The organism is Mycobacterium sp. 852002-51163_SCH5372311 (genome assembly GCF_001667115.1).
Lineage (GTDB): Bacteria > Actinomycetota > Actinomycetes > Mycobacteriales > Mycobacteriaceae > Mycobacterium.
Map to the genome: position 1 here is coordinate 17,947 of NZ_LZIJ01000164.1, position 24,228 is coordinate 42,174.

A 24,228-nucleotide genomic window follows, 5' to 3' on the forward strand; every position below is an offset into this window, starting at 1 on the left:
AGCGTGCGCAGTTGGACGGGGACACGCCGTCACACGCGTACATTTGTGCACGCTCGTCCGCGCCTAGTCGGACAGCACCTCGACGGGAACGTCGTCAGCCCAGGGCTGCCGGGTCACCATGTCGGCGACCCGCACTGTCCCACGTTCGAACTCACCGGTGGCCGCGTCGACCAGCCGGTAAGCCTGCGTTCGTTTGTGAATCGGCTGGGCGTCGAGCAGGACCACCCGTACCTCGCCGGGCGCAAACTTACAGCGCTGCTGCATCGCGGCGATCAGTTGCTCGTTGTGCATGTGGCCGTCGCCGAAGTTCCATCCGATGGCGGTGCTGCATATCCGCTCACCGTCGGTGATGACGTAGTCGTCCTCGTTCTGTCCCGCCATGGCGCGGTGCGCCAGGGTGAAAAGCGCCCGCCCGTGCGTGTTCATCGCGCGAAACGCGTATCCAAGGTACATCGGGATCTCGGCGCGGTCCTTGCCGTAGAAGCGCTCCAGCTGAGCCTGCGGCATGCTGGCGATCGCCACGATGCCGCGGCCGATCTTCTCACTCGCCGAGGGCTTGATGCACCAGAGCGTGGTGTCCCAGTTGCCCGCGTAGTACCGCATCCCGGGCAGGAACGAGATCTTGCGCGGAAACATGTTGCCCGCGATGACGATTGCCGCGGTCAAGCCGATCAGGATCGCCACCGGCACCGGGTTTTTCACGTCGGCGAGCCCGACGCGGGCATGGCCGACGAACAACGCCAGCACGCCGAAGATCATGAAGACGTTCCACTCCAGCGGGACCCCCATCGGGATGGCGGTCAGGATGCCGAGGTGGAAGCACACCATCACGATCGCGGCCACCGTCGTCGGCCAGCCGCCGTGCGAGAAGAACAATGCCAGCGGCACGCACATCTCGATGAAGGTGCTGGCGTGGGCGAACAGCCGCGACAACAGCCCCGGCCGCAGGTCGTCGGGGAACTTCTCGAAGAACATCCGCTTGACGAACCGTGGCCGGAACAACGGGTTGTTCGACATCATCGTGGAAATCACGAACGGGAAGTGCTTGTTCAGCTTCGACGTCGCCGCGCCCATCCAGATCACCAGGAACACCAGCTTGGACGCGACGATCATGTCGGTAGCGCCGAACAGGAAGGTGACCGCCAGCGTCGCATAGACCTCGCCGCGGGCGGCCAGAAAGATCACCTTGTCGCGCAGCCCGAGCACGGCCAGCGTCACCAGGATCAGCGCGACCTCCCACACCGGCAACAGCCCGACCTTGGTGCCCAGCTCTGGAATCGGACCGGTGCCGTCGGAAAACAGAGCGCCCAACAGGAACACCAGCAGGAGCCCGTACAGCGCGACGTCGACCGGCTTGCGGGCCGTGCCCTTCGTCAGGGGGACGCGATCCGGCCACGGGGGCAGCCGGATCGTGCCGAACCGCATCCAATACAGAATCGAGCCCATCGGCGGGAAGAACCGGTTGTTCAGCGGCCCGAAACCGCAGCCCAGACCGACCACCTCGAAGAGCATCGTGTACAGCACCACCTTCTGGAACACGATGGGCTCGGCGTACCACGACTTGACGTCGGTGAATCCGTTGATGCCGTTGGTGGTCAACACGATCAGCCACGCGACCAGGATGTAGAGCAGGATCTTCACCACGTAGAACAGGTGCAGCGCGACGGGCGTCCCGAAGCCCACCTCGGCCCAGTGCCGCGCCATCGGGCGGATCTTTTCGCTGCGGGTGCCCTTTCTCCATTCGGCGATGTCGACCTGCGGCAGGTCGGGCTTCAGAAACCCCATGGCGGACAGATTAGAACGCGTTCTAACCAGACGCACGCTAGACCTGAGAGGCCGCGTGGTAGATGCTTACAAGATGTCCATGACAAGCAAACTTCGCGTCGCCGCGCTGGCGACATTCGCCGCCGTCTCATCGGTCGCGTTGGTGACCGGGGCTGCTGCGACGGGTCCCGTGGCGCGGGCCGACGTCCCCGGACCGGGCGATGCGTGCACGACCCTGCACGCAACCGCTCGCGACGTCAACGGCCGGACGATGTGGTGCAATCCGACCATGACCGGCGCCCATAACCTGGTATGGCAGTACGGCGGTCCGGCGTAAGTCACCAAGTGTCCGTTGCGGACACCCTGGGTTGGCACTGAGCGGCCGGATCAACGCGTTGGGCGCACTGTTCCGCGATGTGAGCACTCCAGCCGGTGATTCTGCTCATCACGAAAATCCCTGGGAAACACGGAATGTCGAATCCCATCAGGTGATACGCGCCGCAGCGACCCCGGCCAACGCCTTCACCGGAAGATTCCCGACGAGATCACCGGCGCCTTGTCCAGGACCTGCGGATCGACCAACACGTTCAGTGCACTCACCGCCCCGGCCGGTAGCTCGGCCACCCCTTCGACCGTGGACAGGAACCTTTGTTGCTCAGCCGGTTTCACTACGCCGTCGGCAAGCTCGGCGAACTTCGCGACATATTGCTCGCGCCCGAATGGCCGTGCGCCCAGCGGGTGGGCATCGGCCACTGCCAGTTCGTCGAAGATCACCTCACCACTTTTCAAAGTCACCTCCGCACGCGCGCCGAATGCCTTCTCGGCCGGATCGTTTGAGTGATAGCGACGGGTCCACTCCGGGTCCTCGACGGTGGAGATCTTGCGCCACAGCTCGACCGTGTCGGGTCGATGTGCCCGCTCGGGAGCGTAAGAGCGCTCGTGGTGCCAGGTGCCGTCCTGCAGCGCAACGGCGAAGATGTACGGCAGTGAATGGTCGAGGGTTTCGCGCGACGCATCCGGATCGAACTTCTGCGGGTCACCGGAGCCGGTGCCGATCACCACGTGGGTGTGATGGCTGGTGTGCAAGACGATGCGGGCAATCTGGTCCAGGTCGCCGATACGCTGACGCAACCGGCGGGCCAGGTCGATTGGCGCCTGACTCTGGTACTCCGCGGAATGCTGCTTGGTGTAGCTGTCCAGGATGGCCCGTTTGGGTTCGCCGGGCGCGGGCAACGGCACCTGGTATTCGCACTCGGGTCCACCGAGCAGCGAGGCGATCACGCCGTCTTCGCCTTCCCAGATAGGCGCGGGTGATGCTTCGCCGCGCATTGCGCGGTCGATGGCCTCGATGGCGATCTTTCCGGCATGCGCCGGAGCAAACGCCTTCCAGCTGGAGATGGCGCCTTTGCGCGATTGGCGGGTGCTGGTGGTCAGGTGCAGCGCCTGTCCGATCGCCTGATAAATGGTCTCGGTGTCCAGCCGCAACATGGTCCCGATTCCGGCTGCGACAGATGGTCCCAGATGAGCGACGTGGTCAATCTTGTGCTCGTGCAAGCAGATTCCGCGGACCAAATCGATCTGGACCTCGTAAGCGGTTGCCAGCCCGCGGATCAGGTCGGCGCCGCGCACACCGAGTTGCTGGGCGACGGCGACGAGCGGCGGAATGTTGTCTGCCGGGTGCGAGTAGTCGGCAGCCAAAAACGTGTCGTGGAAGTCGAGTTCGCGGACCGCGACGCCATTGGCCCAGGCTGCCCACTCGGCCGAGTAAGTCCCGTCGACGCCGAAAACTCTGGCCCCTTGCCGGGCCCGGTGCGCCAACGCCTGCTGCCGGGCCACCGTCACCGGTCGGCGCAGCACCGCCGCGGCGCTGACGGCGGCGTTGTCGATAATCCGGTTCAGCACCATTTCTGCGGTCTCCGGCTCGACCACGACGGGATCGGCGGCGACCTCGGCGATCTTGGTGGCCAGGTGTTCGCTTCGGGGGAAGTCGTCGGCACTGCGCCGGACCCGGACCGAATGTGTCCGCATATCCGCACCCTGTGCAGCCCGTGGGCGAGTAGCGCGAGCAGACGGCAAACTAGCGGTCAGACGAATTGTTCTCGCTTCTGAAGAACTTGGTGATTCGGCGGACAACTCGGCCGACGGGGCTTGAGGCTCGTTGGGAATCCTTGATCCTGTCGAACGTTTGCTTGCCTTCTGCGGCGTAGTCGTCGACCGTTTCGTCGCCTTCTTCAGCGCGCATGTCGAATCTCTCCTTCTGCTGGCGTTTGACGCTGGGGCGGTTCCGCGGGCGTCAATCGCTCTGGCGGTTCTGCCGGCGTCAACCGTTCGGGCGGTTCTGCCGGCGTCAAGCGTTCGGGCGTTTCGGCCGGCGTTCCACGTTCCGGTGACTGTGGATCGGACGCCTCAGGCCTGGTCGCCTCAGGTCTGGTCGCCGTAGACAGTTCTACGGCCCTGTCAATCATGGCTTCTCCTTTGATTGGCTCAGGGTTGGCTACCCGTCGAGGCGGTGCATCAAAACGGCGGATGCGTGACCAGACGCAAAGTCGTCCTTTTGGGCTCGAATTGGGCGATTTTGCGTCTGCTCGCGGAGGTTTTAATCGCTTGTGCGAGTACGCGAAAGAACGCCGACTGGCCTGACACGTCGATCTTCGGCACCGCGCGCACCAAGCCGGGCAGAGCCGGACAAGCGTGCAGACGTTTCCAGCGTCGGCCACAAAAGGTACGTGCGTGCCAAAAATTTGCACAACCGGTATTGAATCGCTTAACTTATGCAACCGAGGGATCCAGGTCACACGGGCGGGCACGATGTGACGTGGATCGCAGCATCAGGGGAGCGGCCGCAAACCCGCGGCCGGGACGAAGGGATAGCTCGTTGCCAGGAATGGGAACGGCCTCGCGGCCGCTCAGTCTTGTGCCCGCTAACAGCACTCCGCGCGCAGTGGCAGCGGACAATCGCGCGTGGGTCTCCAAGGCACTGTGCAAGGAATCAGATCCGGATGCGCTGTTTGTGCGGGGTGCCGCGCAACGTAAGGCTGCGATTATCTGCCGGCACTGCCCCGTCATGCAGGAATGCGGCGCGGAGGCGCTCGACAACAGAGTCGAGTTCGGAATCTGGGGTGGCATGACCGAGCGCCAGCGCAGGGCTCTGCTCAGACAACACCCTGAGATCGTGTCGTGGACGGATTTCTTCGACAAACGCAACAGCCGCTCCGTCGGGTAGCCGCCCACGGCCGTCGCGACAGGCGAGGAGGCTACCCCGCCTGCTTGACCGGCGGCCGGTAGAAGATCACCAGCTGACCAACGGCTCCGGCCAGACCGAGTCCTACCGCGAGCAGCAAACCCTTCCAGCCGGTGAGCCAGAGATTGTCGCCGAAGATGAGATGGTCCAGGCTCAGCCTTCCCGGCCCCAGGGTGGCGACGACGACCGCGCTGGCGGCCAGCACCAGGTTGTACTCCCAGCCCTCCTTGACGATGAAGAAGCCGTTGGGCCGATGCACGGTCCAGGCCGCGACCAGCATGAGCGAGACGAAACCCGCGGCCGGAATCGGCGTGAGTAGCCCCGCCGCCAGGCCCAATCCGGCAGCCGTTTCCGTGCTGGCGGCAACGACGGCGTGAAACTTGCCGGGCTTCATGCCGATGCTTTCGAACCAGCGCGCGGTACCCGGTATCCGGCCCCCGCCGAAGAACTTGTTCAGGCCGTGCGCGGCGAGTGTCAGGCCCAGCACCAGCCGCAGGATCAGTAATCCAACGTCGTAGGCAGTCATACGTGCAAACCTAGATCATCACTGTCGGAGCGTGAGCGCCGAATCCAGCAGCCGCACGTAGGCGTCGACGTCCGGAACGGCCGACTGTGCCGCGTGCACGCTGATCGCGACCGTGTCGCCGATGCCGTGCACGCCGTGAGTCAGGCCCATCGACGGCGACAGTGCCGGATATCCGGCCGTCAAAACTACCGGGGCTCCCCCGAAGCTCAGGTCGGCCGCTCCACGGTGAACGCTGGACACCACCGTGTTGCCACTCACCCGCACCGGCCGGGGGTCAGGGTCGAACCGGGATACACCCCAACGCAGCAACGGCGCGGGCGTCGCCGCGAAGGCCCGGTCGGCGCTGCGGGTAGCGGGATGCTCGAAGCGGCGGCGGCCGTTAGCCAAGTCGTCCGCGATACGCGCGGCGCGAGCATCGCGGCCCAGCTCGGGATAGAGCCCGACGACGACATTTCCGAAGTGGTTATGCGCATGGCGCACACCGGGTTTGGCCATTGGCACCTCAGCGCCCAGCGAATTGCCCGATTCCCCAAGCAGATCGGACAACGCCCTGGACACGGCGGCCAGCACGCCGACGGTCACCGTCGGACCGGGCAATTGCGAGCGGTGCCGCACGAGCGTGTGCACCGAGCGGGCGCCGTGCGGCCGGGCGTTGGTAGCCAGCGGCGGCCGCGAGCCCGCACCGGGCGCCAACAACCCGGCCTGCACATCGCGAACCAGCTGGTGATGCGTGCGTGCCGCCTCTGTTGCCCGGCACGGCAGGAACCCGGCGGGAAGCGGTGCCGCGCCGGGCACCGGGTGGTCGCGACCGAACAACCAGGCCGCCATCGCCGAAGCACGAGTGCCGTCGGCCAGCGCATGCGGAACCTGCATGACCGCAACGGCACCCGGGCCGGCGGTGCCCGGTATGTCACGCACCGGCGTGAAAACGTGTAGAAGCCAAGGCATCCGGCGGACGTCGAGCTGATCGCGGGCGAGGCCGACGACCGCGGCCAGGCAGCCTTGCCAGCTGTCGCCGGCCAGTTCGTGGCGCACCACCTGCTCGGATTCGACGGCTGCCTGGACCCACTGCGGATAGGTGAGCGCACATCCATCTTCGAGTCGCATACTCAGGTCCGCACAAGCTGCAGCCCGTCCGCGGACCGCGTCGATGGCGCCGTCCCGGTCGTCCGGCAAGCCGTCGAATGCATACAGCAGAAACTGGTCGTTGGGGATCTTGGCCGACATCCAATAGAACTGCGCGTCAACGGCCGCCATCCGGTGTGCCGCCATGGGTTCAGCCGGGCGAGCCGACAGAGCCGACGAAGGCCAGAATCAGTTTGGCAACCTTGTCCGGCTGTTCGAGTTGCAGGAAATGCCCGGCGTGTTCGACGATGGCCATTTCGCTGCCGGGCGGCAGCACTCTTTCCGTCCAGTATGCGAAAGCCGATGTCATGCAACCGTCGTCGCGACCATGCAGGTAGAGACTGGGCAGGATGGGTGGCTGGGTCCACAGCCGGTTCAATTCGGCGTACCGCGCCGGCGGGCGGGGACTGCGAATCGTGGCGCGGTAGGGCCCGAGTGCCGCCCGCCAGCTCTCCGGCGTCCCGATCGCGGCGTCGACGTGGCGCAGGTCCTCGTGGGCGTCGCGATAGCCTGGCGACCATCGCCGCCACAGCAGCGGTAGTATCCAGGACGCGGAACGCTCAGGCAGCCAAGGCAATTGAAAATAGAAGATGTACCAGCTGCGCATTAGTTGGCGCGCCAGCTGCAGCGCCAGCCGCCCGCGCTCGGCCGCCCGGGCCGGGGCACGAAACGCTACCGAGGGTGGCACCGACATGATCACCGCTCGGGCGAACGGGGTGTCCGGCATTGCGGCCAGGCCGGTGGCGGCGATGGCACCCCAGTCGTGGCCGATCACCACGTCCTGCTCGGTGCCCCCCGCCGCGGAGCGCACCCGCAGCGCGTCGTCCATCAGCGCGCCGACGTGAAAAGAACCGTCGACCGGAATCGACGACGGCGCGTAGCCGCGCATGAATGGTGCGACCACTCGCCAGCCCGACTCCACAAGCCGCGGGGCAACTTTGCGCCACCCGTAGGCGGTATCGGGGAAACCGTGCAGGCACAATGCGATTGGCCCGTCGGGCGGCCCCCAGGTTAGTGCCTTCAAGTTGCCGCTCGGGCCCTCGACGTCGATCCAGCGTGGCTCGGTCATGTGGAGTCGCCCCTTGCCGCGAGCTGGGGGCACCACCCGCTTGCGGGGGAACGCAGAATCGCACCGCCCGGGCCTTCCGCGTGCGATTCTGCGTCTGCTCGCATGAGTGACAGGTTACCGACAGCAGCCGGCGCACCCGTTAACGTCTTAGGCATGACGACCTCGGCGCAGGCTCGTCGCTGGGCCAAGACCGACGCCACCCAGCGGCGAATACTCGACGCCGCGACCGAGGTTTTCGCCACGCGAGGATTCACCGCCGCGACGATGGCCGACGTGGTGGCGGCGTCCGGCGCCAGCATCGGCAGCATCTACCACCACTTCGGCGGCAAGAGCGAACTCTTCTTGGCGATCTTCGAGCAGATGGCCGACGCGATCGACCGCCGCATCGACGCGGCGATGCGGCAAGCCGGGCCGGCCGGAGCACAAAGCCGCCGGCAGGTGTTCGAGTTACACGTACGGGCCTATCTCGAGGCGATGTGGGAGAACCGGCGCCGGGCCCGGGTGTTGTCGTCGGGCGACACACCGGCCGGATTCGAGACCTCCCGTCGTGACCGCATGCAAGCCGCGTTCCGCAGCTGGATGGCTGTCCTGGAACTGGACAAGTCGGTTCGCGGACAACTGCTGAGCCGGGTCCTGATCGCGACCATGGCGGAATCATCGCTGATGGTCGCGGGCTGCGACGACCCCGCCGACGTGCCGGCGATCATCGAGGCCACGATCGAGTGGATCGACCGCCTTATCGGGTGAGCTGGCCTACCGCCGTTTCCAACTCGGCGATGACGATCTTGCGCATGCCGTACATCGCTTGGGTGGCCGCAGCCGCCCGGTCCCGGTCGGGGTCTTGAATCAACTCGTAGAGCCGATCCGGGACGATCTGCCAGCTCAAGCCGTAACGGTCCTTGCACCACCCGCACTGCGACTCCTCGCCGCCGTCGGTCAGCCGGTCCCAGTAGTAGTCGACCTCGTCCTGGTCCTGGCAATGCACCGTGAACGACACCGCCTCGGTGAACTGGAACACCGGTCCGCCGTTGATGCCGATGAATCGGGTCCCGTCCAGCACGAAGCTTCCGCTGAGCACCGTGCCCGGCTCGCCCGGTCCCGCCTCCGTCGTTCTGTTGAAACCTTCGATCCGCGAGTTGGGGAACACCGAGGTGTAGAACTCCGCAGCCTCCTCCAAGTCGTGGTCGAACCACAGCGAGGGGGTGATCGATGGCATGGGTGCCTCCTTGTAGTCAGATCTTCGTCATACAGACAGACCGAAGGGGCGCGCAGAACTCACCGGCCGAAGAACACCTAAATCGTTGACAGTTTTAGAATGCAATTCTAATATTCCTGCATGACTGCCACCCTCGCGCAGCAGCCAGTCAAGCTGTGGGCCAATTCCGGCGACTCGCACGTCATCGAGCCCGCTGACCTGTGGCGGTCGCGCCTGCCAAAGCGGCTGGCCGAGTTGGCACCGCGCAGCGAGAAGGATCCTGACGGCGGATGGGAGTCCATCTACGTCGACGGCCAAGTGTTCCGCCGCAGGCTGCCGGGCATCGCCCAAGAGGAGTTCATCCGGGCCACTGTTGCCGCGGCGGGCTGCCGTGACGTCACCCGGCGGCTGGCCGACCTCGACGAGGAAGGCATCTGGGCCGAAGTCGTCTTCCCCTCGCTTGGCATGTGGTGCAGTGCGTTTCGCACACCGGAGCTGTTGCGCGAGGCGATGCGGGCCTCCAACGACTGGTGCAAAGACACCATCATGGACTACTCGCCGCGCCTGATCGCGACAGCGCAGGTGTCAACGCTGGACATCGGTGACGCCATCGCCGAGCTGAAGCGTTGCCGCACAATGGGATTCAAGGCCGTGTTTCTTCCCGTCGCGCCACATCCCGCGCAGCGGGACTATCACTACGACGAATGGGAACCGTTCTGGGCCGTCGCCGAGGACCTCGGCATGGTGATCGCCTTCCATATCGGAACCGAGCCAATCGATTTCGCCGCCGGCGGCTCGATCGGCACCACTTACCACGGGCCCGGCGGAGCGGTGCTCAACTACACCGAGACGTCGTTCGGCGGCCAGCGGGCGGTGGTGAAGCTCGTCGCGTCGGGCGCGCTGGACCGGCACCCGAACCTCAAAGTGCTGGTCGCCGAGGGCGGCGCGACCTGGGTGCCGTTCATCGTCGATCGGATGGAAGAGGGCTATCGCCAGCACGCGATGGCGGTGCGGCCGAAGCTGAAGCGCAGCCCGCGCGAGATCGTCGACTCGCAGGTGTATGCGTCGTTCCAGCATGACTCGTCGGCGATCGCGGCGGTGACGGCGCTAGGCTTCAACAACGTGCTGTGGGGCAGCGATTACCCACACCTCGAGGGCACCTTCGGCCACACCCAGGCCACGCTGCACCAGTTGTTCGACGACGTCGATCCAGCGACCAGGGACCGTATCCTGCTCGGCAGCTTCGCGGAGCTGTTCCCCGACACGCCCCCGCCGCCACCCCACGGGACCGATGCTTAAACGACCTATGTAACGTCAAACCATGAGCGCCGTGAGCAGCAGCCCCCAGACGGTTGAGTTTTCCGGCGTCGGTGGGATCACTCTGGTCGGCGACGAATGGAATCGCGATGCCGCCGACGCCGACCGGCCGACGATCCTGATGCTGCACGGTGGCGGACAGAACCGGTTCTCCTGGAAAAGCACCGGCCAGGTCCTGGCCGACGAGGGGTACCACGTCGTTGCACTCGACAGCCGCGGGCACGGCGACAGCGACCGCGCGCCGAACGCCGACTATGCCGTCGAGACGCTGAGGGCCGACGTGTTGCATGTGCTGGATGCGATCGGCCGCCAGGTGGTGCTGATCGGGGCCAGCATGGGTGGACTCACCGGCATTCTGGTCGCCGACAGCGCCGGGCCCGCCCGGGTGACCGGCCTGGTTCTGGTCGACGTGGTGCCGCGTTACGAGAAGACCGGCAGTGCCCGGATCCGGGATTTCATGCTCACCAACATCGATGGCTTCGCCTCGCTCGACGAAGCTGCGGATGCCGTCGCCGCCTACCTGCCGTACCGGGAGAAGCCGCGCAGTCCCGAGGGCCTGAAGAAGAATCTGAGGCTGCGGGACGGACGGTGGTACTGGCACTGGGATCCGGCGTTCATGACCGCGCCGGGCGACGACCCGGAGCTGCGAACCGAAAGTTTCGAAGAGGCCGCGGTCAACCTGAAGATTCCCACCCTGCTGATCCGCGGCAAGCTCTCCGATGTGGTCAGCCCGGACGGTGTCCGGCATTTCCTGGAGACTGTGCCGCGCGCCGAGTTCGTCGAACTGTCCAATGCCGGGCATACGGCCGCCGGCGACGACAACGACGCCTTCAGCGACGTCGTGGTGGACTTCGTCAGGCGGCACACGCACGCCTGATTGCCGGCAATCCGGTCAGTCCGACTTTTCCGCGTGTCCGCCGAACTGCTTGCGCATGGCCGACAACGCCTTGTCGGCGAATTCGTCGAGGCGACGAGATGCGAAGCGCGAGTACAGTGCCGACGTCAACACCGGCGCGGGGACCCCCTCGTCGATCGCGGCGATGGCGGTCCACCGGCCCTCCCCGGAATCGGAGACCCGTCCGGAAAACTCGGTGAGGGTCGGCGATTCGTGCAACGCAATTGCGGTCAGGTCCAACAGCCAGGACTCGATCACGCTGCCGCGCCGCCATAGCTCGGTGACCTCGGGAATGTCGATATCGTATTGGTAATACTCGGGATTCGTCAGCGGCGCCGTTTCGGCGTCACCCTTTTCGATGATGCGCTTGCCGATGTCCGCGTTGCGCAAGATGTTCAGGCCCTCGGCGAGCGCGGCCATCATCCCGTACTCGATGCCGTTGTGCACCATCTTGACGAAGTGGCCCGCTCCGCACGGCCCACAATGCAGATAGCCCTGCTCCGATTGCGCGACCTCGCCGTCGCGGCCCGGTGTCCGCGACGCCGCATCGACACCCGGGGCGACGCTGGCGAAGATCGGCTCGGCCTTCTCGAACGCTTCCTTGTCGCCGCCGATCATCAGACAGTAACCACGCTCGCGGCCCCATACACCGCCGCTGGTTCCGCAATCGAGCAAGTGGATTCCCTTGACGGACAACGCTTTCGAATGCCGCACGTCGTCGCGGTAGTAGGAGTTGCCGCCGTCGATCACGATGTCGCCGTCATCGAGCGTGTTCGCCAGCTCCTCGATCACCCCGGTGGTGATGTCCCCCGCCGGTACCATCACCCACACCACGCGCGGAGCGTCGAGCTTGTCGCGCAGCTCTTGCACCGAGGAAACCCCCGTGGTCCGGTCCTCCCCCGCCATGGCCTTGACCGCGTCGGCGCTGTGGTCGTACACCACGCATTCGTGTCCGTCTTTGACCACACGGCGGACGATGTTCGCACCCATCCGGCCCAGGCCAATCATCCCTAGCTGCATATACTTTCGTCTCCTTACTTCCCTGTTTCGGCGTTGCGGGGCAGCCACGGCTCTTTCCAGCCGTGGTGACCACTCAGCAGCGACGAGGCGGCCTGTGGACCCCAGGTTCCGAGGTCGTATTCGTGGATCTCGCTCGGTTCGTCCAACAGTGGCTGCACGATGCGCCAGGTCTGTTCGATGCTGTCTTCGCGGGCGAACAGCTGGTGATCGCCGGTCATGGCGGCGTGCAACAGCAACTCGTACGGACGCACCGGCTCGCCGAGATCCTCGGAGAACAACGAGTCGAGATGGACGGGACGCCAGTCGTCGCCCACCTGGGCGGCGATCCGCAGCCGCATGCCGGGGTCGGGGTCGATGCGCAGCACGATCTGATTGGGCTCGGCCGGTCGGCAGTCCGGCAGGAAGGTCAACGCCGGGACCCGGCGCAGAAACAGCCGCACCTCGGTGACCTTGTGCGGCAAGCCCTTACCGGCGCGCAGGAAGATCGGCACTCCGGCCCAGCGCCAGTTGTCGATTTCGGTCCGCAGCGCCACAAAAGTCTCGGTCCGCGAATCCTTGGCCACGCCATCGATGTCCGTGTAGCCGCGATACTGGCCGCGCACGCAACGCTCGGGCTGCAAGGCCGGCATCGCGCGCAGGACTTCGTCTTTCTTGTCGTTCAGGTCGTCGGCGCTGGGCCCGACCGGAGGCTCCATCGTGACCAGTGCGAGCACCTGCAGCAAATGGTTCTGCACCACATCGCGCAACGCGCCCACCTTGTCGTAGAACTTGCCTCGATCCTCGACGCCGAAGTCCTCGGCCATGGTGATCTGGATTTCGGAAACGCTGCGGCGGTCCCACAACTCGGCCAGCGCGGTATTGCCGAACCGCAGACACTCCAACTCGACGACGGGTTGCTTGCCCAGGAAGTGATCCACCCGCAGGATTTGGTCTTCGTCGAGCACCGCGTGAAGCCGGTCGTTGAGTTCGCGCGCGGACTCCAGGTCGTGGCCGAACGGCTTTTCCACGGCGACGCGTGCCCGCTCCAGCAGTCCTACATGGCCGAGGTTCTCGACGATCGGCGCGAACAGTGCCGGTGGCATCTCCAGGTAGAACAGCGGACGGTAGTCCGAACCGATGAGCTCGGCCAGCGAGTCGTAAAGCTCGCTGTCGGTGACGTCGCCGTGTATGTAGTCCAGCCGGCCGGCCAGCCGGTCGAACACCGCGTCGTCAATCTGCTCGCCGGCGTCGCTGATGGATTTCCGGGCCCGCTCGATCAATTGGTCGACTTTCATCTCGTCACTGGCCACACCCAGGATCGGGCAGTCCAGCATTTCCCGGGATTCCAGCCGGTACAGGGCCCGGAACGTCATCTTGCGCGCGAGGTCGCCGGTGATGCCGAAGATCACCAGCAGGTTTGAGGAACTATCGTCGTCGTCGGCCACAACCGCACCTCCCGAATGTCAGTCCGTATAGCCGAAGGCTATAGGCCCGAAACGCTCCGCCCAATCGGCCCTGGAAGGATGGGCCGACGTGGGTGACGCGCAGCAGATCGCGGTCTACGTCCTGGCCGCGGTGGCCGCGATCGAGGCCGGCGGGCTCGTCGTGCTGTGGCGGCTGCTCACCCGCAGTCGTCAAGAGGTCGAGAAATTGCGGCAACGGGCCGATGCGCGCACCCGGCTGTTGACCGGTGGGCGCGAAGCCGTCAAGACCGTGTGGCAAACCGCCAACCTGATGCGCACCGAAGGCTTCGGCGCAGTCGTGCGCAGCTCGATCGAAGATCTCGCCGATTGGGCCGAGGTCGAGCGGCCCGACCTGGCCCGAATCACTCCCGACGGCCGGGTGGTGATTCTGTTCTCCGACATCGAGGAGTCCACCGCGCTGAACGAACGGATCGGCGACCGGGCGTTTGTCAAGCTGATCGCCGCGCACGACAAGCTTGTTCACGAACTCGTAGAAGACCGGGGCGGACATGTGGTGAAGAGCCAGGGTGACGGGTTCATGGTCGCCTTTGCCCGCGCCGAGGACGCCGTGCGATGCGGAATTGACGTCCAGCAGGCGCTGCTCAATGGTGCAAAACGCAGGCGCCACAAGGATATTCAGGATATTCGGGTGCGGATAGGTATCCACATGGGCCGCTCGGTGCGCCGCGGTGACGACCTGTTCGGGCGCAACGTCGCAATGGCGGCACGGGTGGCGGCGCATGCCGCCGGCGGAGAGATCTTAGTGAGCCAACCGGTGCGAGACGCCGTCAACAAGTGCGAGGACATCTATTTCGACGAAGGCCGCGATGTCGAGTTGAAAGGATTCTCCGGCAGCTACCGCTTGTTCGCGGTGGAAGCAGACGCCGAGCCGGAGTCGGACTGACCGGCCCTATTTGGATGGAGGGCTCTCCTGTTCGGACTCGGCCAACCTCTGGTGCAGCCTGGCCCGAACCTCGTCGGGCGTATATGCCCGACGCTTACGCTGATCACGCGCTACCAACACGCCACCGGCGACGACGCCTGCGACACCCGCCAGTCCGATCCACTTCCAAATGCTGCGCATGGTTGACAGGCTATTCTGCGGCACGTAGCTCACGGTGCCGACATTGCGAGAGGCTGACCTTTTGAACTCCCCGCGCACCCTTCGCGAAAAGTTCGCCGTCGTCACCGGAGCATGGGCTGAAGCTGCATTTGCACGCAAAGTTCTCACCGTCCAAAATGACGAAAACCGAAGCGAGGAACGGGCTTAGCCGAACATGCTGACTCTCGATCAGGCGCTCGAAGAAACCCGCACCGGCGACTTGTGGCTGTTCCGCGGCGGCTCACGACCCGACCGCGCCATCCAGACGTTGACGAACGCCCCCGTAAATCACGTCGGCATGACCGTCGCCATCGACGACTTGCCGCCGCTGATCTGGCACGCCGAGCTGGGCGACAAGCTCGTCGACATATGGACCGGCACCAATCACCGTGGCGTTCAGCTCAATGATCTTCGACACGCCGTGGTGCAGTGGACCGACCGCTACCACCAGCGGTGCTGGTTGCGTCAGTTGACGCCATATGCCACTCGCCAACAGGAGAACGAACTGCTGCGCGTCATCGCGCGGATGGACGGCACGCCGTTCCCGACCGCGGCCCGGCTAACTGGTCGTTGGTTCCGCGGCCGGCTGCCGACGATCAACGACTGGGTGAGAGGAATCCCGGTGGTGGACAAGAAGGTTCGCGAGCAGACGAAGCGACGCAGGCAAGAGCGCAAGATGAGCGTGGAGACAGCCTACTGTGCGGAGACAGTGGCGATCACCTACGAGGAGATGGGACTGCTCGCCACGGACAAGGACACGAACTGGTTCGATCCGGGCAAGTTCTGGAGCGGAGACACGCTGCCGCTGGCGCCGGGCTATCGGCTGGGCAATGAAATCGCCGTCGCCGTCAGTGGCGATCGCGAGCGCGGCGTAGCCGGGCGCGGCGGGTCGCCACCATCGAGCTAGTGGCGATCGCGAGCGCGGCGTAGCCGGGCGCGGCGGGTCGCCACCATCGAGCTAGTGGCTAATCGACCGTCATCTCCCCCATGGCCGACCAGCCCGTCGCGTCGACCGTCTGACTGATGATCTTGGGCGTGGACTTCAGCGCCTTCGGCAACTCCTGCATCGCCTGCTTGAAGTGATCGCTGTTGACGTGCGCGCCGCCGGCGTCACCGTCGCGGAAGGCTTCGACCAGAACGTACTCGGCGGGGTTGTCCAGGCTGCGCGACCACTCGAACCACAGATTGCCCTCTTCGGCGCGAGTCGCCGCAGTGAACGACGCGACCAGATCCGGCCAGCGCTCGGTCCATTCGGGTTTGGTTTCGAACTTGACGACGATGAAGATCATGGCCGCTCAGATTACGTGGTTCGGGCGATCTCCACGCGCGTGGTTACCGGAGTGATGTTTCGGGTCAGATCCAGGACCGGACAGTGCGCGTCGACCGCCTCTTGCAGTTCGCGGTATCGCTCCGGCGTCTCGGGCCCGGTCACCTTCACCACCACCCGCACTTCGTGGAATCCGGAGCGGACGGCGTCATCAAAACCGAAAAAGCCCTGCACATCGAGGTCGCCCTCGGCATGCGCGGTGAGCTCGTCGACCGCGATCCCCAGCTTTTCGGCCCAGAACCGCCAGGTCACGATCTGACAGGACAGCAGAGATGCCAGGTAGTACTCCACCGGGTTGGGCGCCTTGCCTTCCCCGCCGAGCACCGGCGGCTCGTCGACTTCGACGCGGTACTCGCCCAGGGTGACCGTGCTGGCCACGGCGTCGTGCGCGGTGGCCGAAGCCTGAAAGACGACCTGAGCCTTCGACTTGTCGGCGGTGACGAGTGCATCGGTGGCGGCGATGAGGGTGCCCAGATGAGTGGTCGATGCTGTCACGGCAGTACTCCTTCTGTCGTGGCGATGATAAGGAGCGCCGCCAGGTGATGCGACCCTCCCGATCGACGTGAACCGAATCTCGGCCCGGTGAGGCCGTGTCGCCGAGACTGCGGCCATGGCGCGCATGCGACTCCTGACCACGCACTGGCCGCAGGATGGGCGCCATCACCGCAGTATCGCGTGGCGTTCGGCGTTGATGCCTGGTGTGAGCCGACCGCGACAATTGCCGGATTCGCCGTCACCGCAGGAATGAGATTGCCCGTAATTCCCCATCACCGCTACGCAGCATCGGAATTAGTGGTGGCTAAAACCGGTTAAGCCGCCCCTTGGGAGAATATGGTGATATTCCCCACAAGCGGCGGCTCCGGCCTAATTCGGTAACTATGGCCGACGAATGTGATCTGTATCGCAAAGTGCTCTCGGATAGAGCATTACATCCGTCGGCGATTTGTTTACGTATTTGCGATGTCAGGGTCACCCATCGGCGCGGGTTCGCCCGCCGGAGGCGGCATTGCCGCATCTACCAAAACGGGGGGTTCCGGCGGCGCGGGCGGTGCGTCAGGCGCGGGGGCCTCCTCAGGTGCGGGGGCCGGCATTGCGACATCGACCAGTACGGGCGCCGGTGGCTCGTCGACCGGCGGCAGGCCTTCGACGTCGTCCATCGGCAAGAACATGTGGTGGGTGAATCCGCGCTGGTAGGCGCCGGCACCACCGATGTGGACGCCACCGCGTTCACCGCTGGACACCGGCGTGCCGTCGGGCAGGGTCACCGCGGTGTGGCCACCGTTCCAGCCGATCACCAACGCGTTGGGAGCGGTTCCATATTGGAAGCCGCGCGACAACAGAGCCGCTTCTTCGTTCCCGGTGTTGAACCTGTTTCCGAAAACCGGCCTGTCGGTCGCCGCATTCGATATCCACGAAGCAAGCCCTGAACAGTCGGTCCCGGCGGGAGAATCTCCACCCGGAATATACGGAGTGCCGGACACTTGATTGACAAGCGCCAACAGCGTAGCAACAGCAATCATGGAAAGGGACGCTACCAATAACATGTATAGGTAACCAAAGTTTGTGGCACTAATCACGTTTGAATTTGACAATGGCGTGCGTCGTATACAGCAAACTTATCGCGGTTGAATGTAGCGTTTGAAACAGAAATGAAACCACCAGTCGTAGCAAAATGCGCTGGATAGCGGAGCCACGAAGATTTAGGACGCTTGACCGGGTAGAAGCAAGCGTGGCAGACGAGTCATGGATTCCTGCTGGCAAACGCTGCAATTCCGCATCAGGTCTATTCAGGCGAACGGCTGGCTTTGACCGGCTTTCCGCGAGCTCCGGTGCAACCGTGCCGTGACCGCCGTTGGGGCCGTCCGGAATGGCTCGTCACACCTGTCACTCCAGTACCGACGATGGAGCCGCATGACGATTCTGGAATGTGATATCGCGGGTGATAGCAACTTCGGGATCAATTGGTCGAACCTTTTGGGGACTGACGAGGCTGATGTAACTGACGAGGCTGGTGTGACTCGCCTTCTCGGCGCGGGGCGTGGCGGCGCCGTCACGGACGATGAGCGCGCCATTGCGAGAGCGGACTTCAGATCAGATCGGAGTCCATATCCTGTTGTTCCAGAACCCCCAGCCGTTGGCGGTCGGGTTCCACATCAGCTGAGCGCCGGGCGCCCACGACGGTGGAGGTGGCTGCGGTGTCGCCCACGGCGGCGGGGGACCCCAGGGCCCCCAGCCCGACGGACCGAAAGGGCCTCCCGCGCGTTGCCACTCGTGGCACTGGTTCCAGTCCCAATCCGATACGGTGCCCCAGCCCGGGTCCCAGGGATCACCTGGGCACCAGCGATAGCTCGGGGCAGGGGGCGGAGCCCCCTGGGCCCGGGGTGCGGGGCCGCCGGCCAGTGCAAAAGCGGACAGCGCCACCCCGCCGGCCACCAGCATGTTCGCAAACCGCCTCACCCACGGTCTCGTTTGCCTCGACGTCGCCATCTCCAAAGAATTTCCTTTAGAAAGACTTCAAGCAAGTGGGCATTTCATTTCACCTCGTGTCGTCGCTCCTTCGTCGACGCGAGTGCCGTCCGTCGAGCGCCCGGCTCATCGCCTCTGCCTCTATCGGCCGGCGGCCCTCCAGGTGCAAAAGTTCGAGTGACTCGCGCCGTCAACGCACAGTCAACGCACTGACGCTAGACGTTGAACCGGAACTCGACCACGTCGCCGTCAGCCATCACGTAGTCCTTTCCCTCCATCCGGACCTTGCCGGCCGCCTTGGCCGCGGCCATGGAACCCGCGGCAATCAGGTCGTCGTAGGACACGATCTCGGCCTTGATGAAGCCCTTCTCGAAGTCGCTGTGGATCACCCCGGCAGCCTTGGGGGCGGTGTCGCCCTGGTGAATTGTCCACGCCCGCGCCTCTTTTGGGCCCGCGGTCAAAAACGTCTGCAGCTTCAAGGTGTGAAAACCCGCCCGTGCCAACGCATCTAGGCCCCGCTCGGTCTGGCCAATCGACTCGAGCAGCTCAGCCGCCGACTCGTCGTCGAGTTCGGAAAGCTCCGATTCGATCGCTGCGTCCAAAAACACCGCATCCGCGGGTGCGATCAGCTGACGCAGTTCGGCGACGCGCGCGGCGTCGGTAAGCACCGCCTCGTCGGCGTTGAAGACGTACAGGAACGGCTTGGTGGTCAACAGGTTCAGCTCCCGCAGCACCGATGCGTCCATATTCGCCGCGAACAGCGTCGTCCCGCCGTCCAGCACCTGTTGTGCGGCGAGCGCCGCGTCGTACAGCGGCCTGCGCTCCTTGTTGTTGCGGGCTTCCTTCTCCAGCCTGGGCAGCGCCCGCTCCAAGGTCTGCAGGTCGGCCAGGATCAACTCGGTGTGGATCACCTCGATATCCGATTTGGGATCCACCTGCCCGGCGACATGCGTCACGTCGTCATCCGAGAACACCCGGACCACCTGACAGATGGCGTCGCATTCGCGAATATGGGCCAGGAATTTGTTGCCCAACCCGGCGCCCTCGGAGGCGCCCTTGACCAGGCCGGCGATATCCACGAACGTCACCGGCGCCGGAACGATGCGCTCTGAATGAAATAGCTCCGCGAGCTTGTCCAGCCGCGGATCGGGCAGCGACACCACTCCCTCGTTGGGCTCGATCGTGGCGAACGGATAGTTGGCCGCCACAACATTGTTGCGGGTCAGCGCGTTGAACAGCGTCGACTTACCAACGTTGGGCAAACCCACGATTCCCAGGCTCAAGCTCACGAAGAACCAAGTGTAGGGCTCGACGGCGAAACCCCCCGACGCCGTGCAGCAGTGCTGCCACATGCCACACCCTGGTCTTGACAAGGTATTTACGAGTCTTTGGGCCTATTGCCGGTACGGTCAACGTGTGTCACCGCAGCGGGAAAGGTCGGCAGTAGAGGCTGCCCACCGCTCAATCCTCCCCAATGTGGCAGGTGTGCCGTGGTGGGGGGCACTGTTGATTGCCGTTTGCGCGACCGTCATCGGGTACGGCATCGACGCCGGCCACAAGGAGCTCACCCACGTCTTCGCAGCCTGCTATATAGCCGGCTGCGTGATCGCCGTTCTGGCGGTGCGGCAGTCGGGCGTGTTCACCGCGGTCATCCAGCCTCCGCTGATTCTGTTCTGCGCGGTGCCCGGCGCTTACTGGCTGTTCCACGGCGCCAAGATCGACAAGCTCAAAGACCTTTTGATCAACTGCGGCTATCCGCTCATCGAGCGGTTTCCCTTGATGTTGGGCACCGCCGGCGTCGTGCTGCTGATCGGCCTGGCCAGGTGGTACTTCGGCATGACACACCGGCCCGCTGCTGCCGACACTGACGGCAAAGCCGGCACCACTACCCGCACCGAGCCGAAGTCCGTGCTCAGCGGTTTCGCCGCGAAGTTCGCATCGATGCTCAGCAGCTCAGACGACGACGAAGACGAGACTTCCTCGACCCGGCCACGCACCGCCCGACGTAGCTCCAGAACCACTCAGAAACCCGCCCGAGCGGCGCGCGGTACTCGTTCCGCCCAGCGCCCGGACCGCACCCGGTCCCGGCATTCTCGCGCCGGAGAAGAACAGCACGACCCGGCGGTCGAGCGGCGGCAACGTCGCCGTGCCCAGCAGCGTCCGCGAGACTTCGACGCTGCCGACCCGCCCCGCCGGTCCCGGCGTCCCCGGCCGCAAGCGGAGCCAGATCCATTAGACCGACGAAGCCAGCCGCCGCGCGAAGGCCGTCGGGACTCTTACGGACGCCGCGGTTCCTACGAGCGACCGCCGAGCCGCCGCTTGGATCCTTACGAGAGCTACGAGCCACCCCCAGAGCAGTTCTCTCGCTACGAGTCCTATGAGCAGCCGCGGCGTCGCGCCGCACCGGGTGGGTCGCAGGGCGCCAACCCGACGCACCACCCGATATCGCAGGTCCGCTACCGCGGATCGCGGGACGAGCGTCCGGACGACCCACGGGCCGAGCGTCGGGGCCGGCCCCGCGCGCCACGCCGCCACCAGGCTGAATCCTGGGAGTACGACTTCTAAGCCGGCTCAGAGAACTTTCCGGATTTCCCGGGGCAGGGCGAACACCAACGTCTCGTTGGCCGTCGTCACCGGCTGCACCACGTCGAAACCGCAGTCGGCCAGCCGTTCCAGCACGCCGCGCACCAGCACCTCGGGAACCGACGCACCCGAGGTGACGCCCACCGTGGTGACGCCCTCCAACCACGCCGGGTCGATATCGTCGGCCCAGTCGACCAGATGGGCGGCGCGCGATCCGCCACCCAGCGCCACCTCGACCAGGCGCACCGAGTTCGACGAATTGCGCGAGCCGACCACGATCACCAGCTCACACTCAGGGGCCATCGCCTTGACCGCGACCTGACGGTTCTGGGTCGCGTAGCAGATGTCGTCGCTGGGCGGGTCCTGCAACTTGGGGAAGCGCTGGCGCAGGCGCTCGACGATCTCCATTGTCTCGTCGACGGACAGCGTGGTCTGCGACAACCAGACGACCTTGTCCTCGTCGCGCACCGTCACGTCGGCCACGGCGTCGACACCGTCGACGAGCTGCACGTGATCGGGTGCCTCACCCGCGGTACCGACGACCTCCTCGTGGCCCTCATGGCCGATCAGCAGGATGTCGTAGTCGTCGCGGGCGAAGCGCCTGGCCTCGTTGTGCACCTTGGTGACCAGCGGGCAGGTGGCATCGATGGTCTGCAGGTTGCGTTCGGCGGCGGCCGCGTAGACCGTCGGCGCGACACCGTGGGCGGAGAAGACCACGATGGCGCCCTCGGGAACCTGGTCGGTCTCTTCGACGAACACCGCACCGGCTTTGGCCAGCGTGTCGACCACGTGCCGGTTGTGCACTATCTCGTGGCGCACATAGACCGGCGGCCCGTACTTCTCCAGCGCACGCTCGACGGTCTCGACAGCCCGATCCACACCGGCGCAGTAGCCGCGCGGCTCGGCCAGCAACACCCGTTTACGGACTGGGCCGTCGACAACGGAGCTGCTCGCACCGGGAATCCCCATGTCGACAGTGGGTGGCATGACATTCAGGGTACTTACTGCCGACGCGGCCCGGCCAGTTCACGGCCCTCAGCTTGGCGTTAGCGGCCGCTTGAGGCAGGCTTGGGGCCATGGCTACTGCACCGTATGGGCTTCGGCTATTGGTCGGCGCGGCGACAGTCGCCGTCGAGGAGACGAAGAAACTGCCGCGAACCATCCTGATGTACCCGATGACGTTGGCCAGCCAGGCCGCGCACCTGGTGATGCGTTTTCAGCAAAACTTGGCTGACCTGGTGATCAAGGGCGACAGCACCCTCGAGGCGATTTTCCCGCCCAAGGACGAGCAGCCGGAGTGGGCGACGTTCGACGAAGATCTGCTCGAAGGCGACAGGACTGTCACTGCGCTGCCCGACGCCGGCGAAGGAGATCGCCGCGCGGAGGGCCGGTTCGCCTTGTACTCGGTTTCCGATACGTCCGACCCGCCGACCGAGCCCTTATCCAAGCAGTCGAAGAGGTCGGGGCCGAAGCCGGCGGTTGAGGTGCCGGCGGTGGCGACCGAGCTCGACTACCCGGCGCTGACGCTGGCTCAGTTGCGGGCCAGGCTGCAATCGCTGCATGTCGACGAACTCGAAGCCCTCCTGGCCTACGAACAGGCCACCAAGGCCCGCGCACCGTTCCAGACGCTGCTCGCCAACAGGATCACCCGCGCGAACGCGAAGTGACGCGATTGGATTCGGTGCCGAATTCCGCCGAGAATCCGTTCCCGGTTCGCGCAGTGGCCATTCGGGTCGCAGGTTGGATCGACAAGCTGGGCATCGTGTGGGTCGAGGGTCAGTTGGCTCAGATCACGATGCGGCCCAACAGCAATACGGTGTTCATGGTGCTGCGCGATCCGGCTGCCGACATGTCACTGACCGTGACCTGCTCGCGCGATTTGGTGCTGGGCGCACCGGTGAAGTTGGCCGAAGGCACCCAGGTGGTGGTCTGCGGCAAGCCGTCCTTCTACACCGGGCGAGGAACATTTTCGTTGCGGCTCAGCGAAATTCGGGCCGTAGGGGTGGGCGAGCTGCTGGCCCGCATCGATCGGCTGCGCCGGCTGCTGGACGCCGAAGGCCTGTTCGACCCACGGCTCAAGCGGCCAATTCCGTTCCTGCCCAACATGATCGGTCTGATCACCGGACGCGCGAGCGCTGCCGAGCGCGACGTGACCACGGTGGCCACCGCCCGCTGGCCGGCGGTACGTTTCGCCGTCCGCAACACCGCCGTGCAGGGCCCTAACGCCGTTGCCCAGATCGTCGAGGCGCTGCGTGAACTCGATCAGGACCAGCACGTCGACGTGATCGTGCTGGCTCGTGGCGGCGGCAGCGTGGAGGATTTGCTGCCGTTTTCCGACGAGACGCTGTGCCGCGCGATCGCGGCCTGCCGGACCCCGGTGATCAGCGCGGTCGGTCACGAGCCCGACAATCCGCTGTGCGATCTGGTCGCCGACTTGCGCGCCGCCACCCCGACCGACGCCGCCAAGCGGGTCGTCCCGGATACCGCCGCCGAGCAACAGCTCGTCGACGAGCTGCGCCGGCGCAGTGCTCAGGCGCTGCGCAACTGGGTGTCCCGGGAGCAACGCACGCTGGCCCAATTGCGCAGCCGCCCGGTGTTGGCGGCGCCACTGACCGCGATCACCACCCGCGCCGACGAGATCCACCGGGCCCGGTCGGCGATTCGCCGCGACATCAACAGGTTGGTCGCCGCAGAGACGGAACGCGTCGGTCATCTGTCCGCGCGGCTGGCCACGCTGGGTCCGGCGGCCACCTTGGCCCGCGGATATGCCGTGGTGCAGACGGTTGCGGCCGGTGTTGACGGGCCGACGCGAGTGTTGCGGTCGGTGGACGATGCCCCGGCAGGTACTCGCCTGCGGGTTCGGGTCGCCGACGGCGCGGTGTCGGCGGTAAGCGAAGGGCGCACCGATGGTTCCTGAGGGAGAAAGCGTTGAGTCCGCTTCGGTTACGCCTATTAGTCAGCTTGGCTATGAAGATTGCCGGGACGAGCTGATCGAAGTCGTACGCCTGCTTGAACAGGGTGGGCTAGATCTCGATGCGTCGCTCAAACTGTGGGAAAGAGGCGAGCAGCTGGCCAAAAGGTGCGAAGAGCACCTGGCCGGCGCACGTCAGCGAATAGCCGACGCGCTGGGCGGCAGCCAGCCCGAGGAACGGTGAT

At 65.3% G+C, this 24,228-nt stretch carries 27 protein-coding genes and 1 pseudogene; 11 read left to right on the forward strand and 17 right to left on the reverse strand.

Annotated features, from left to right (window positions below):
* Positions 1-63 precede the first annotated feature (63 nt).
* Entirely contained in the window at positions 64-1,785 is a 1,722-nt protein-coding gene (locus A5791_RS17805) for a DUF3556 domain-containing protein (RefSeq protein ID WP_067239638.1), read from the reverse strand.
* Between the two features lie 79 nt (positions 1,786-1,864).
* Between A5791_RS17805 and A5791_RS17810 the strand changes: the two genes are divergently transcribed.
* Positions 1,865-2,101, forward strand: a complete 237-nt coding sequence (locus tag A5791_RS17810; RefSeq protein ID WP_067239767.1) for a hypothetical protein — start codon at positions 1,865-1,867, stop codon at positions 2,099-2,101.
* A gap of 6 nt (positions 2,102-2,107) precedes the next feature.
* Here the strand turns inward: A5791_RS17810 and A5791_RS26550 are convergent.
* From A5791_RS26550 to A5791_RS26860, 3 genes and pseudogenes are all read right to left on the reverse strand, one after another.
* Positions 2,108-2,261: pseudogene (locus A5791_RS26550) on the reverse strand (citrate/2-methylcitrate synthase); the annotation flags it as partial.
* 25 nt (positions 2,262-2,286) lie between these two features.
* The gene (gene prpD, locus A5791_RS17815; RefSeq protein WP_067239640.1) at positions 2,287-3,792 is read right to left on the reverse strand and encodes a 2-methylcitrate dehydratase PrpD; all 1,506 of its coding nucleotides are present in this window, start codon (positions 3,790-3,792) and stop codon (positions 2,287-2,289) included.
* A gap of 49 nt (positions 3,793-3,841) precedes the next feature.
* Positions 3,842-4,006 carry a hypothetical protein gene (locus tag A5791_RS26860; protein ID WP_197504722.1) on the reverse strand — a complete coding sequence of 55 codons (165 nt, stop codon included), beginning with the start codon at positions 4,004-4,006 and terminating at the stop codon, positions 3,842-3,844.
* Positions 4,007-4,648: 642 nt separating this feature from the next.
* Between A5791_RS26860 and A5791_RS17820 the strand changes: the two genes are divergently transcribed.
* Positions 4,649-4,987 carry a WhiB family transcriptional regulator gene (locus A5791_RS17820; protein ID WP_067239642.1) on the forward strand — a complete coding sequence of 113 codons (339 nt, stop codon included), beginning with the start codon at positions 4,649-4,651 and terminating at the stop codon, positions 4,985-4,987.
* Between the two features lie 31 nt (positions 4,988-5,018).
* Here A5791_RS17820 and A5791_RS17825 read toward each other — a convergent pair whose 3' ends face one another.
* The 3 genes from A5791_RS17825 to A5791_RS17835 are packed head-to-tail and all read right to left on the reverse strand — an operon-like array spanning position 5,019 to position 7,725.
* Positions 5,019-5,531: a DoxX family protein gene (locus A5791_RS17825; RefSeq protein WP_067239644.1), complete on the reverse strand. Its 513-nt coding sequence runs from the start codon at positions 5,529-5,531 to the stop codon at positions 5,019-5,021.
* An 18-nt stretch (positions 5,532-5,549) separates the two neighbouring features.
* Positions 5,550-6,803 carry a WS/DGAT domain-containing protein gene (locus A5791_RS17830; RefSeq protein ID WP_067239647.1) on the reverse strand — a complete coding sequence of 418 codons (1,254 nt, stop codon included), beginning with the start codon at positions 6,801-6,803 and terminating at the stop codon, positions 5,550-5,552.
* Between the two features lie 4 nt (positions 6,804-6,807).
* A complete protein-coding gene (locus A5791_RS17835; protein ID WP_067239649.1) occupies positions 6,808-7,725 on the reverse strand; it encodes an alpha/beta fold hydrolase in 918 nt (305 codons plus the stop codon).
* Between the two features lie 153 nt (positions 7,726-7,878).
* On the opposite strand from A5791_RS17835, the gene A5791_RS17840 reads away from it, so the two are divergent.
* On the forward strand, positions 7,879-8,472 hold the full coding sequence (locus A5791_RS17840; RefSeq protein ID WP_067239651.1) for a TetR/AcrR family transcriptional regulator: 594 nt from the start codon (positions 7,879-7,881) through the stop codon (positions 8,470-8,472).
* Here A5791_RS17840 and A5791_RS17845 read toward each other — a convergent pair.
* Positions 8,462-8,941, reverse strand: a complete 480-nt coding sequence (locus tag A5791_RS17845) for a VOC family protein (protein ID WP_067239653.1) — start codon at positions 8,939-8,941, stop codon at positions 8,462-8,464. The genes A5791_RS17840 and A5791_RS17845 overlap by 11 nt on opposite strands.
* Before the next feature lie 120 nt (positions 8,942-9,061).
* Between A5791_RS17845 and A5791_RS17850 the strand changes: the two genes are divergently transcribed.
* Both A5791_RS17850 and A5791_RS17855 read left to right on the forward strand, forming a co-directional pair.
* The gene (locus tag A5791_RS17850; protein WP_067239655.1) at positions 9,062-10,219 is read left to right on the forward strand and encodes an amidohydrolase family protein; all 1,158 of its coding nucleotides are present in this window, start codon (positions 9,062-9,064) and stop codon (positions 10,217-10,219) included.
* 22 nt (positions 10,220-10,241) lie between these two features.
* Positions 10,242-11,114, forward strand: coding sequence for an alpha/beta fold hydrolase (locus tag A5791_RS17855; protein WP_067239657.1), 873 nt, complete (start codon positions 10,242-10,244; stop codon positions 11,112-11,114).
* 15 nt (positions 11,115-11,129) lie between these two features.
* On the opposite strand, the gene gnd is transcribed toward A5791_RS17855, so the two are convergent.
* Both gnd and A5791_RS17865 read right to left on the reverse strand, forming a co-directional pair.
* Positions 11,130-12,152 (reverse strand): phosphogluconate dehydrogenase (NAD(+)-dependent, decarboxylating), encoded by a 1,023-nt coding sequence (gene gnd, locus A5791_RS17860; protein WP_067239659.1) that lies wholly within the window; start codon positions 12,150-12,152, stop codon positions 11,130-11,132.
* Positions 12,153-12,166: 14 nt separating this feature from the next.
* Positions 12,167-13,576, reverse strand: coding sequence for a glucose-6-phosphate dehydrogenase (locus A5791_RS17865; protein WP_067239661.1), 1,410 nt, complete (start codon positions 13,574-13,576; stop codon positions 12,167-12,169).
* 88 nt (positions 13,577-13,664) lie between these two features.
* Here A5791_RS17865 and A5791_RS17870 point away from each other — a divergent pair, with 88 nt between their 5' ends.
* Complete coding sequence (locus A5791_RS17870; RefSeq protein ID WP_067239663.1) at positions 13,665-14,498, forward strand: adenylate/guanylate cyclase domain-containing protein; 834 nt, start codon at positions 13,665-13,667, stop codon at positions 14,496-14,498.
* 6 nt (positions 14,499-14,504) lie between these two features.
* On the opposite strand, the gene A5791_RS26095 is transcribed toward A5791_RS17870, so the two are convergent.
* Positions 14,505-14,678 (reverse strand): hypothetical protein, encoded by a 174-nt coding sequence (locus A5791_RS26095; RefSeq protein ID WP_156661440.1) that lies wholly within the window; start codon positions 14,676-14,678, stop codon positions 14,505-14,507.
* A gap of 193 nt (positions 14,679-14,871) precedes the next feature.
* Here A5791_RS26095 and A5791_RS17875 point away from each other — a divergent pair, with 193 nt between their 5' ends.
* Entirely contained in the window at positions 14,872-15,603 is a 732-nt protein-coding gene (locus tag A5791_RS17875; RefSeq protein WP_067239665.1) for a guanylate cyclase, read from the forward strand.
* 58 nt (positions 15,604-15,661) lie between these two features.
* Here A5791_RS17875 and A5791_RS17880 read toward each other — a convergent pair whose 3' ends face one another.
* The 5 genes from A5791_RS17880 to ychF form a co-directional block, all read right to left on the reverse strand.
* Positions 15,662-15,985, reverse strand: a complete 324-nt coding sequence (locus A5791_RS17880; protein ID WP_067239668.1) for a putative quinol monooxygenase — start codon at positions 15,983-15,985, stop codon at positions 15,662-15,664.
* An 11-nt stretch (positions 15,986-15,996) separates the two neighbouring features.
* Positions 15,997-16,518 (reverse strand): OsmC family protein, encoded by a 522-nt coding sequence (locus A5791_RS17885; RefSeq protein ID WP_067239670.1) that lies wholly within the window; start codon positions 16,516-16,518, stop codon positions 15,997-15,999.
* A gap of 452 nt (positions 16,519-16,970) precedes the next feature.
* Entirely contained in the window at positions 16,971-17,543 is a 573-nt protein-coding gene (locus A5791_RS17890) for a glycoside hydrolase (protein ID WP_067239672.1), read from the reverse strand.
* A gap of 571 nt (positions 17,544-18,114) precedes the next feature.
* Complete coding sequence (locus tag A5791_RS26100; RefSeq protein WP_082966998.1) at positions 18,115-18,462, reverse strand: hypothetical protein; 348 nt, start codon at positions 18,460-18,462, stop codon at positions 18,115-18,117.
* A 242-nt stretch (positions 18,463-18,704) separates the two neighbouring features.
* Positions 18,705-19,778 (reverse strand): redox-regulated ATPase YchF, encoded by a 1,074-nt coding sequence (gene ychF, locus A5791_RS17900; RefSeq protein WP_067239769.1) that lies wholly within the window; start codon positions 19,776-19,778, stop codon positions 18,705-18,707.
* A 127-nt stretch (positions 19,779-19,905) separates the two neighbouring features.
* On the opposite strand from ychF, the gene A5791_RS17905 reads away from it, so the two are divergent.
* Positions 19,906-21,054, forward strand: coding sequence for a DUF6542 domain-containing protein (locus tag A5791_RS17905; RefSeq protein WP_067239676.1), 1,149 nt, complete (start codon positions 19,906-19,908; stop codon positions 21,052-21,054).
* 6 nt (positions 21,055-21,060) lie between these two features.
* Here the strand turns inward: A5791_RS17905 and A5791_RS17910 are convergent, their stop codons facing one another.
* Positions 21,061-22,059, reverse strand: a complete 999-nt coding sequence (locus A5791_RS17910; protein WP_067239678.1) for a 4-hydroxy-3-methylbut-2-enyl diphosphate reductase — start codon at positions 22,057-22,059, stop codon at positions 21,061-21,063.
* 89 nt (positions 22,060-22,148) lie between these two features.
* Between A5791_RS17910 and A5791_RS17915 the strand changes: the two genes are divergently transcribed.
* Genes A5791_RS17915 through A5791_RS17925 form a run of 3 tightly spaced genes read left to right on the forward strand, consistent with a single transcriptional unit; the run spans position 22,149 to position 24,227 of the window.
* Entirely contained in the window at positions 22,149-22,739 is a 591-nt protein-coding gene (locus tag A5791_RS17915; RefSeq protein ID WP_067239680.1) for a lipid droplet-associated protein, read from the forward strand.
* Positions 22,736-23,989, forward strand: coding sequence for an exodeoxyribonuclease VII large subunit (gene xseA / locus A5791_RS17920; protein ID WP_067239682.1), 1,254 nt, complete (start codon positions 22,736-22,738; stop codon positions 23,987-23,989). Before A5791_RS17915 ends, xseA begins: the two co-directional genes overlap by 4 nt.
* Complete coding sequence (locus A5791_RS17925) at positions 23,979-24,227, forward strand: exodeoxyribonuclease VII small subunit (protein WP_067239684.1); 249 nt, start codon at positions 23,979-23,981, stop codon at positions 24,225-24,227. The genes xseA and A5791_RS17925 overlap by 11 nt, the downstream gene beginning before the upstream one ends.
* Position 24,228: the final 1 nt, after the last annotated feature.

Bases quoted from the DNA above. Each gene is read 5' to 3' on its own strand.
- A5791_RS17805 (WP_067239638.1), bottom strand. From the start codon at position 1,785: ATGGGGTTTCTGAAGCCCGACCTGCCGCAGGTCGACATCGCCGAATGG.
- A5791_RS17810 (WP_067239767.1), top strand. From the start codon at position 1,865: ATGACAAGCAAACTTCGCGTCGCCGCGCTGGCGACATTCGCCGCCGTC.
- prpD (WP_067239640.1), bottom strand. From the start codon at position 3,792: ATGCGGACACATTCGGTCCGGGTCCGGCGCAGTGCCGACGACTTCCCC.
- A5791_RS26860 (WP_197504722.1), bottom strand. From the start codon at position 4,006: ATGCGCGCTGAAGAAGGCGACGAAACGGTCGACGACTACGCCGCAGAA.
- A5791_RS17820 (WP_067239642.1), top strand. From the start codon at position 4,649: ATGGGAACGGCCTCGCGGCCGCTCAGTCTTGTGCCCGCTAACAGCACT.
- A5791_RS17825 (WP_067239644.1), bottom strand. From the start codon at position 5,531: ATGACTGCCTACGACGTTGGATTACTGATCCTGCGGCTGGTGCTGGGC.
- A5791_RS17830 (WP_067239647.1), bottom strand. From the start codon at position 6,803: ATGGCGGCACACCGGATGGCGGCCGTTGACGCGCAGTTCTATTGGATG.
- A5791_RS17835 (WP_067239649.1), bottom strand. From the start codon at position 7,725: ATGACCGAGCCACGCTGGATCGACGTCGAGGGCCCGAGCGGCAACTTG.
- A5791_RS17840 (WP_067239651.1), top strand. From the start codon at position 7,879: ATGACGACCTCGGCGCAGGCTCGTCGCTGGGCCAAGACCGACGCCACC.
- A5791_RS17845 (WP_067239653.1), bottom strand. From the start codon at position 8,941: ATGCCATCGATCACCCCCTCGCTGTGGTTCGACCACGACTTGGAGGAG.
- A5791_RS17850 (WP_067239655.1), top strand. From the start codon at position 9,062: ATGACTGCCACCCTCGCGCAGCAGCCAGTCAAGCTGTGGGCCAATTCC.
- A5791_RS17855 (WP_067239657.1), top strand. From the start codon at position 10,242: ATGAGCGCCGTGAGCAGCAGCCCCCAGACGGTTGAGTTTTCCGGCGTC.
- gnd (WP_067239659.1), bottom strand. From the start codon at position 12,152: ATGCAGCTAGGGATGATTGGCCTGGGCCGGATGGGTGCGAACATCGTC.
- A5791_RS26095 (WP_156661440.1), bottom strand. From the start codon at position 14,678: ATGCGCAGCATTTGGAAGTGGATCGGACTGGCGGGTGTCGCAGGCGTC.
- A5791_RS17875 (WP_067239665.1), top strand. From the start codon at position 14,872: ATGCTGACTCTCGATCAGGCGCTCGAAGAAACCCGCACCGGCGACTTG.
- A5791_RS17880 (WP_067239668.1), bottom strand. From the start codon at position 15,985: ATGATCTTCATCGTCGTCAAGTTCGAAACCAAACCCGAATGGACCGAG.
- A5791_RS17890 (WP_067239672.1), bottom strand. From the start codon at position 17,543: ATGATTGCTGTTGCTACGCTGTTGGCGCTTGTCAATCAAGTGTCCGGC.
- A5791_RS26100 (WP_082966998.1), bottom strand. From the start codon at position 18,462: ATGCTGGTGGCCGGCGGGGTGGCGCTGTCCGCTTTTGCACTGGCCGGC.
- A5791_RS17910 (WP_067239678.1), bottom strand. From the start codon at position 22,059: ATGCCACCCACTGTCGACATGGGGATTCCCGGTGCGAGCAGCTCCGTT.
- A5791_RS17915 (WP_067239680.1), top strand. From the start codon at position 22,149: ATGGCTACTGCACCGTATGGGCTTCGGCTATTGGTCGGCGCGGCGACA.
- A5791_RS17925 (WP_067239684.1), top strand. From the start codon at position 23,979: ATGGTTCCTGAGGGAGAAAGCGTTGAGTCCGCTTCGGTTACGCCTATT.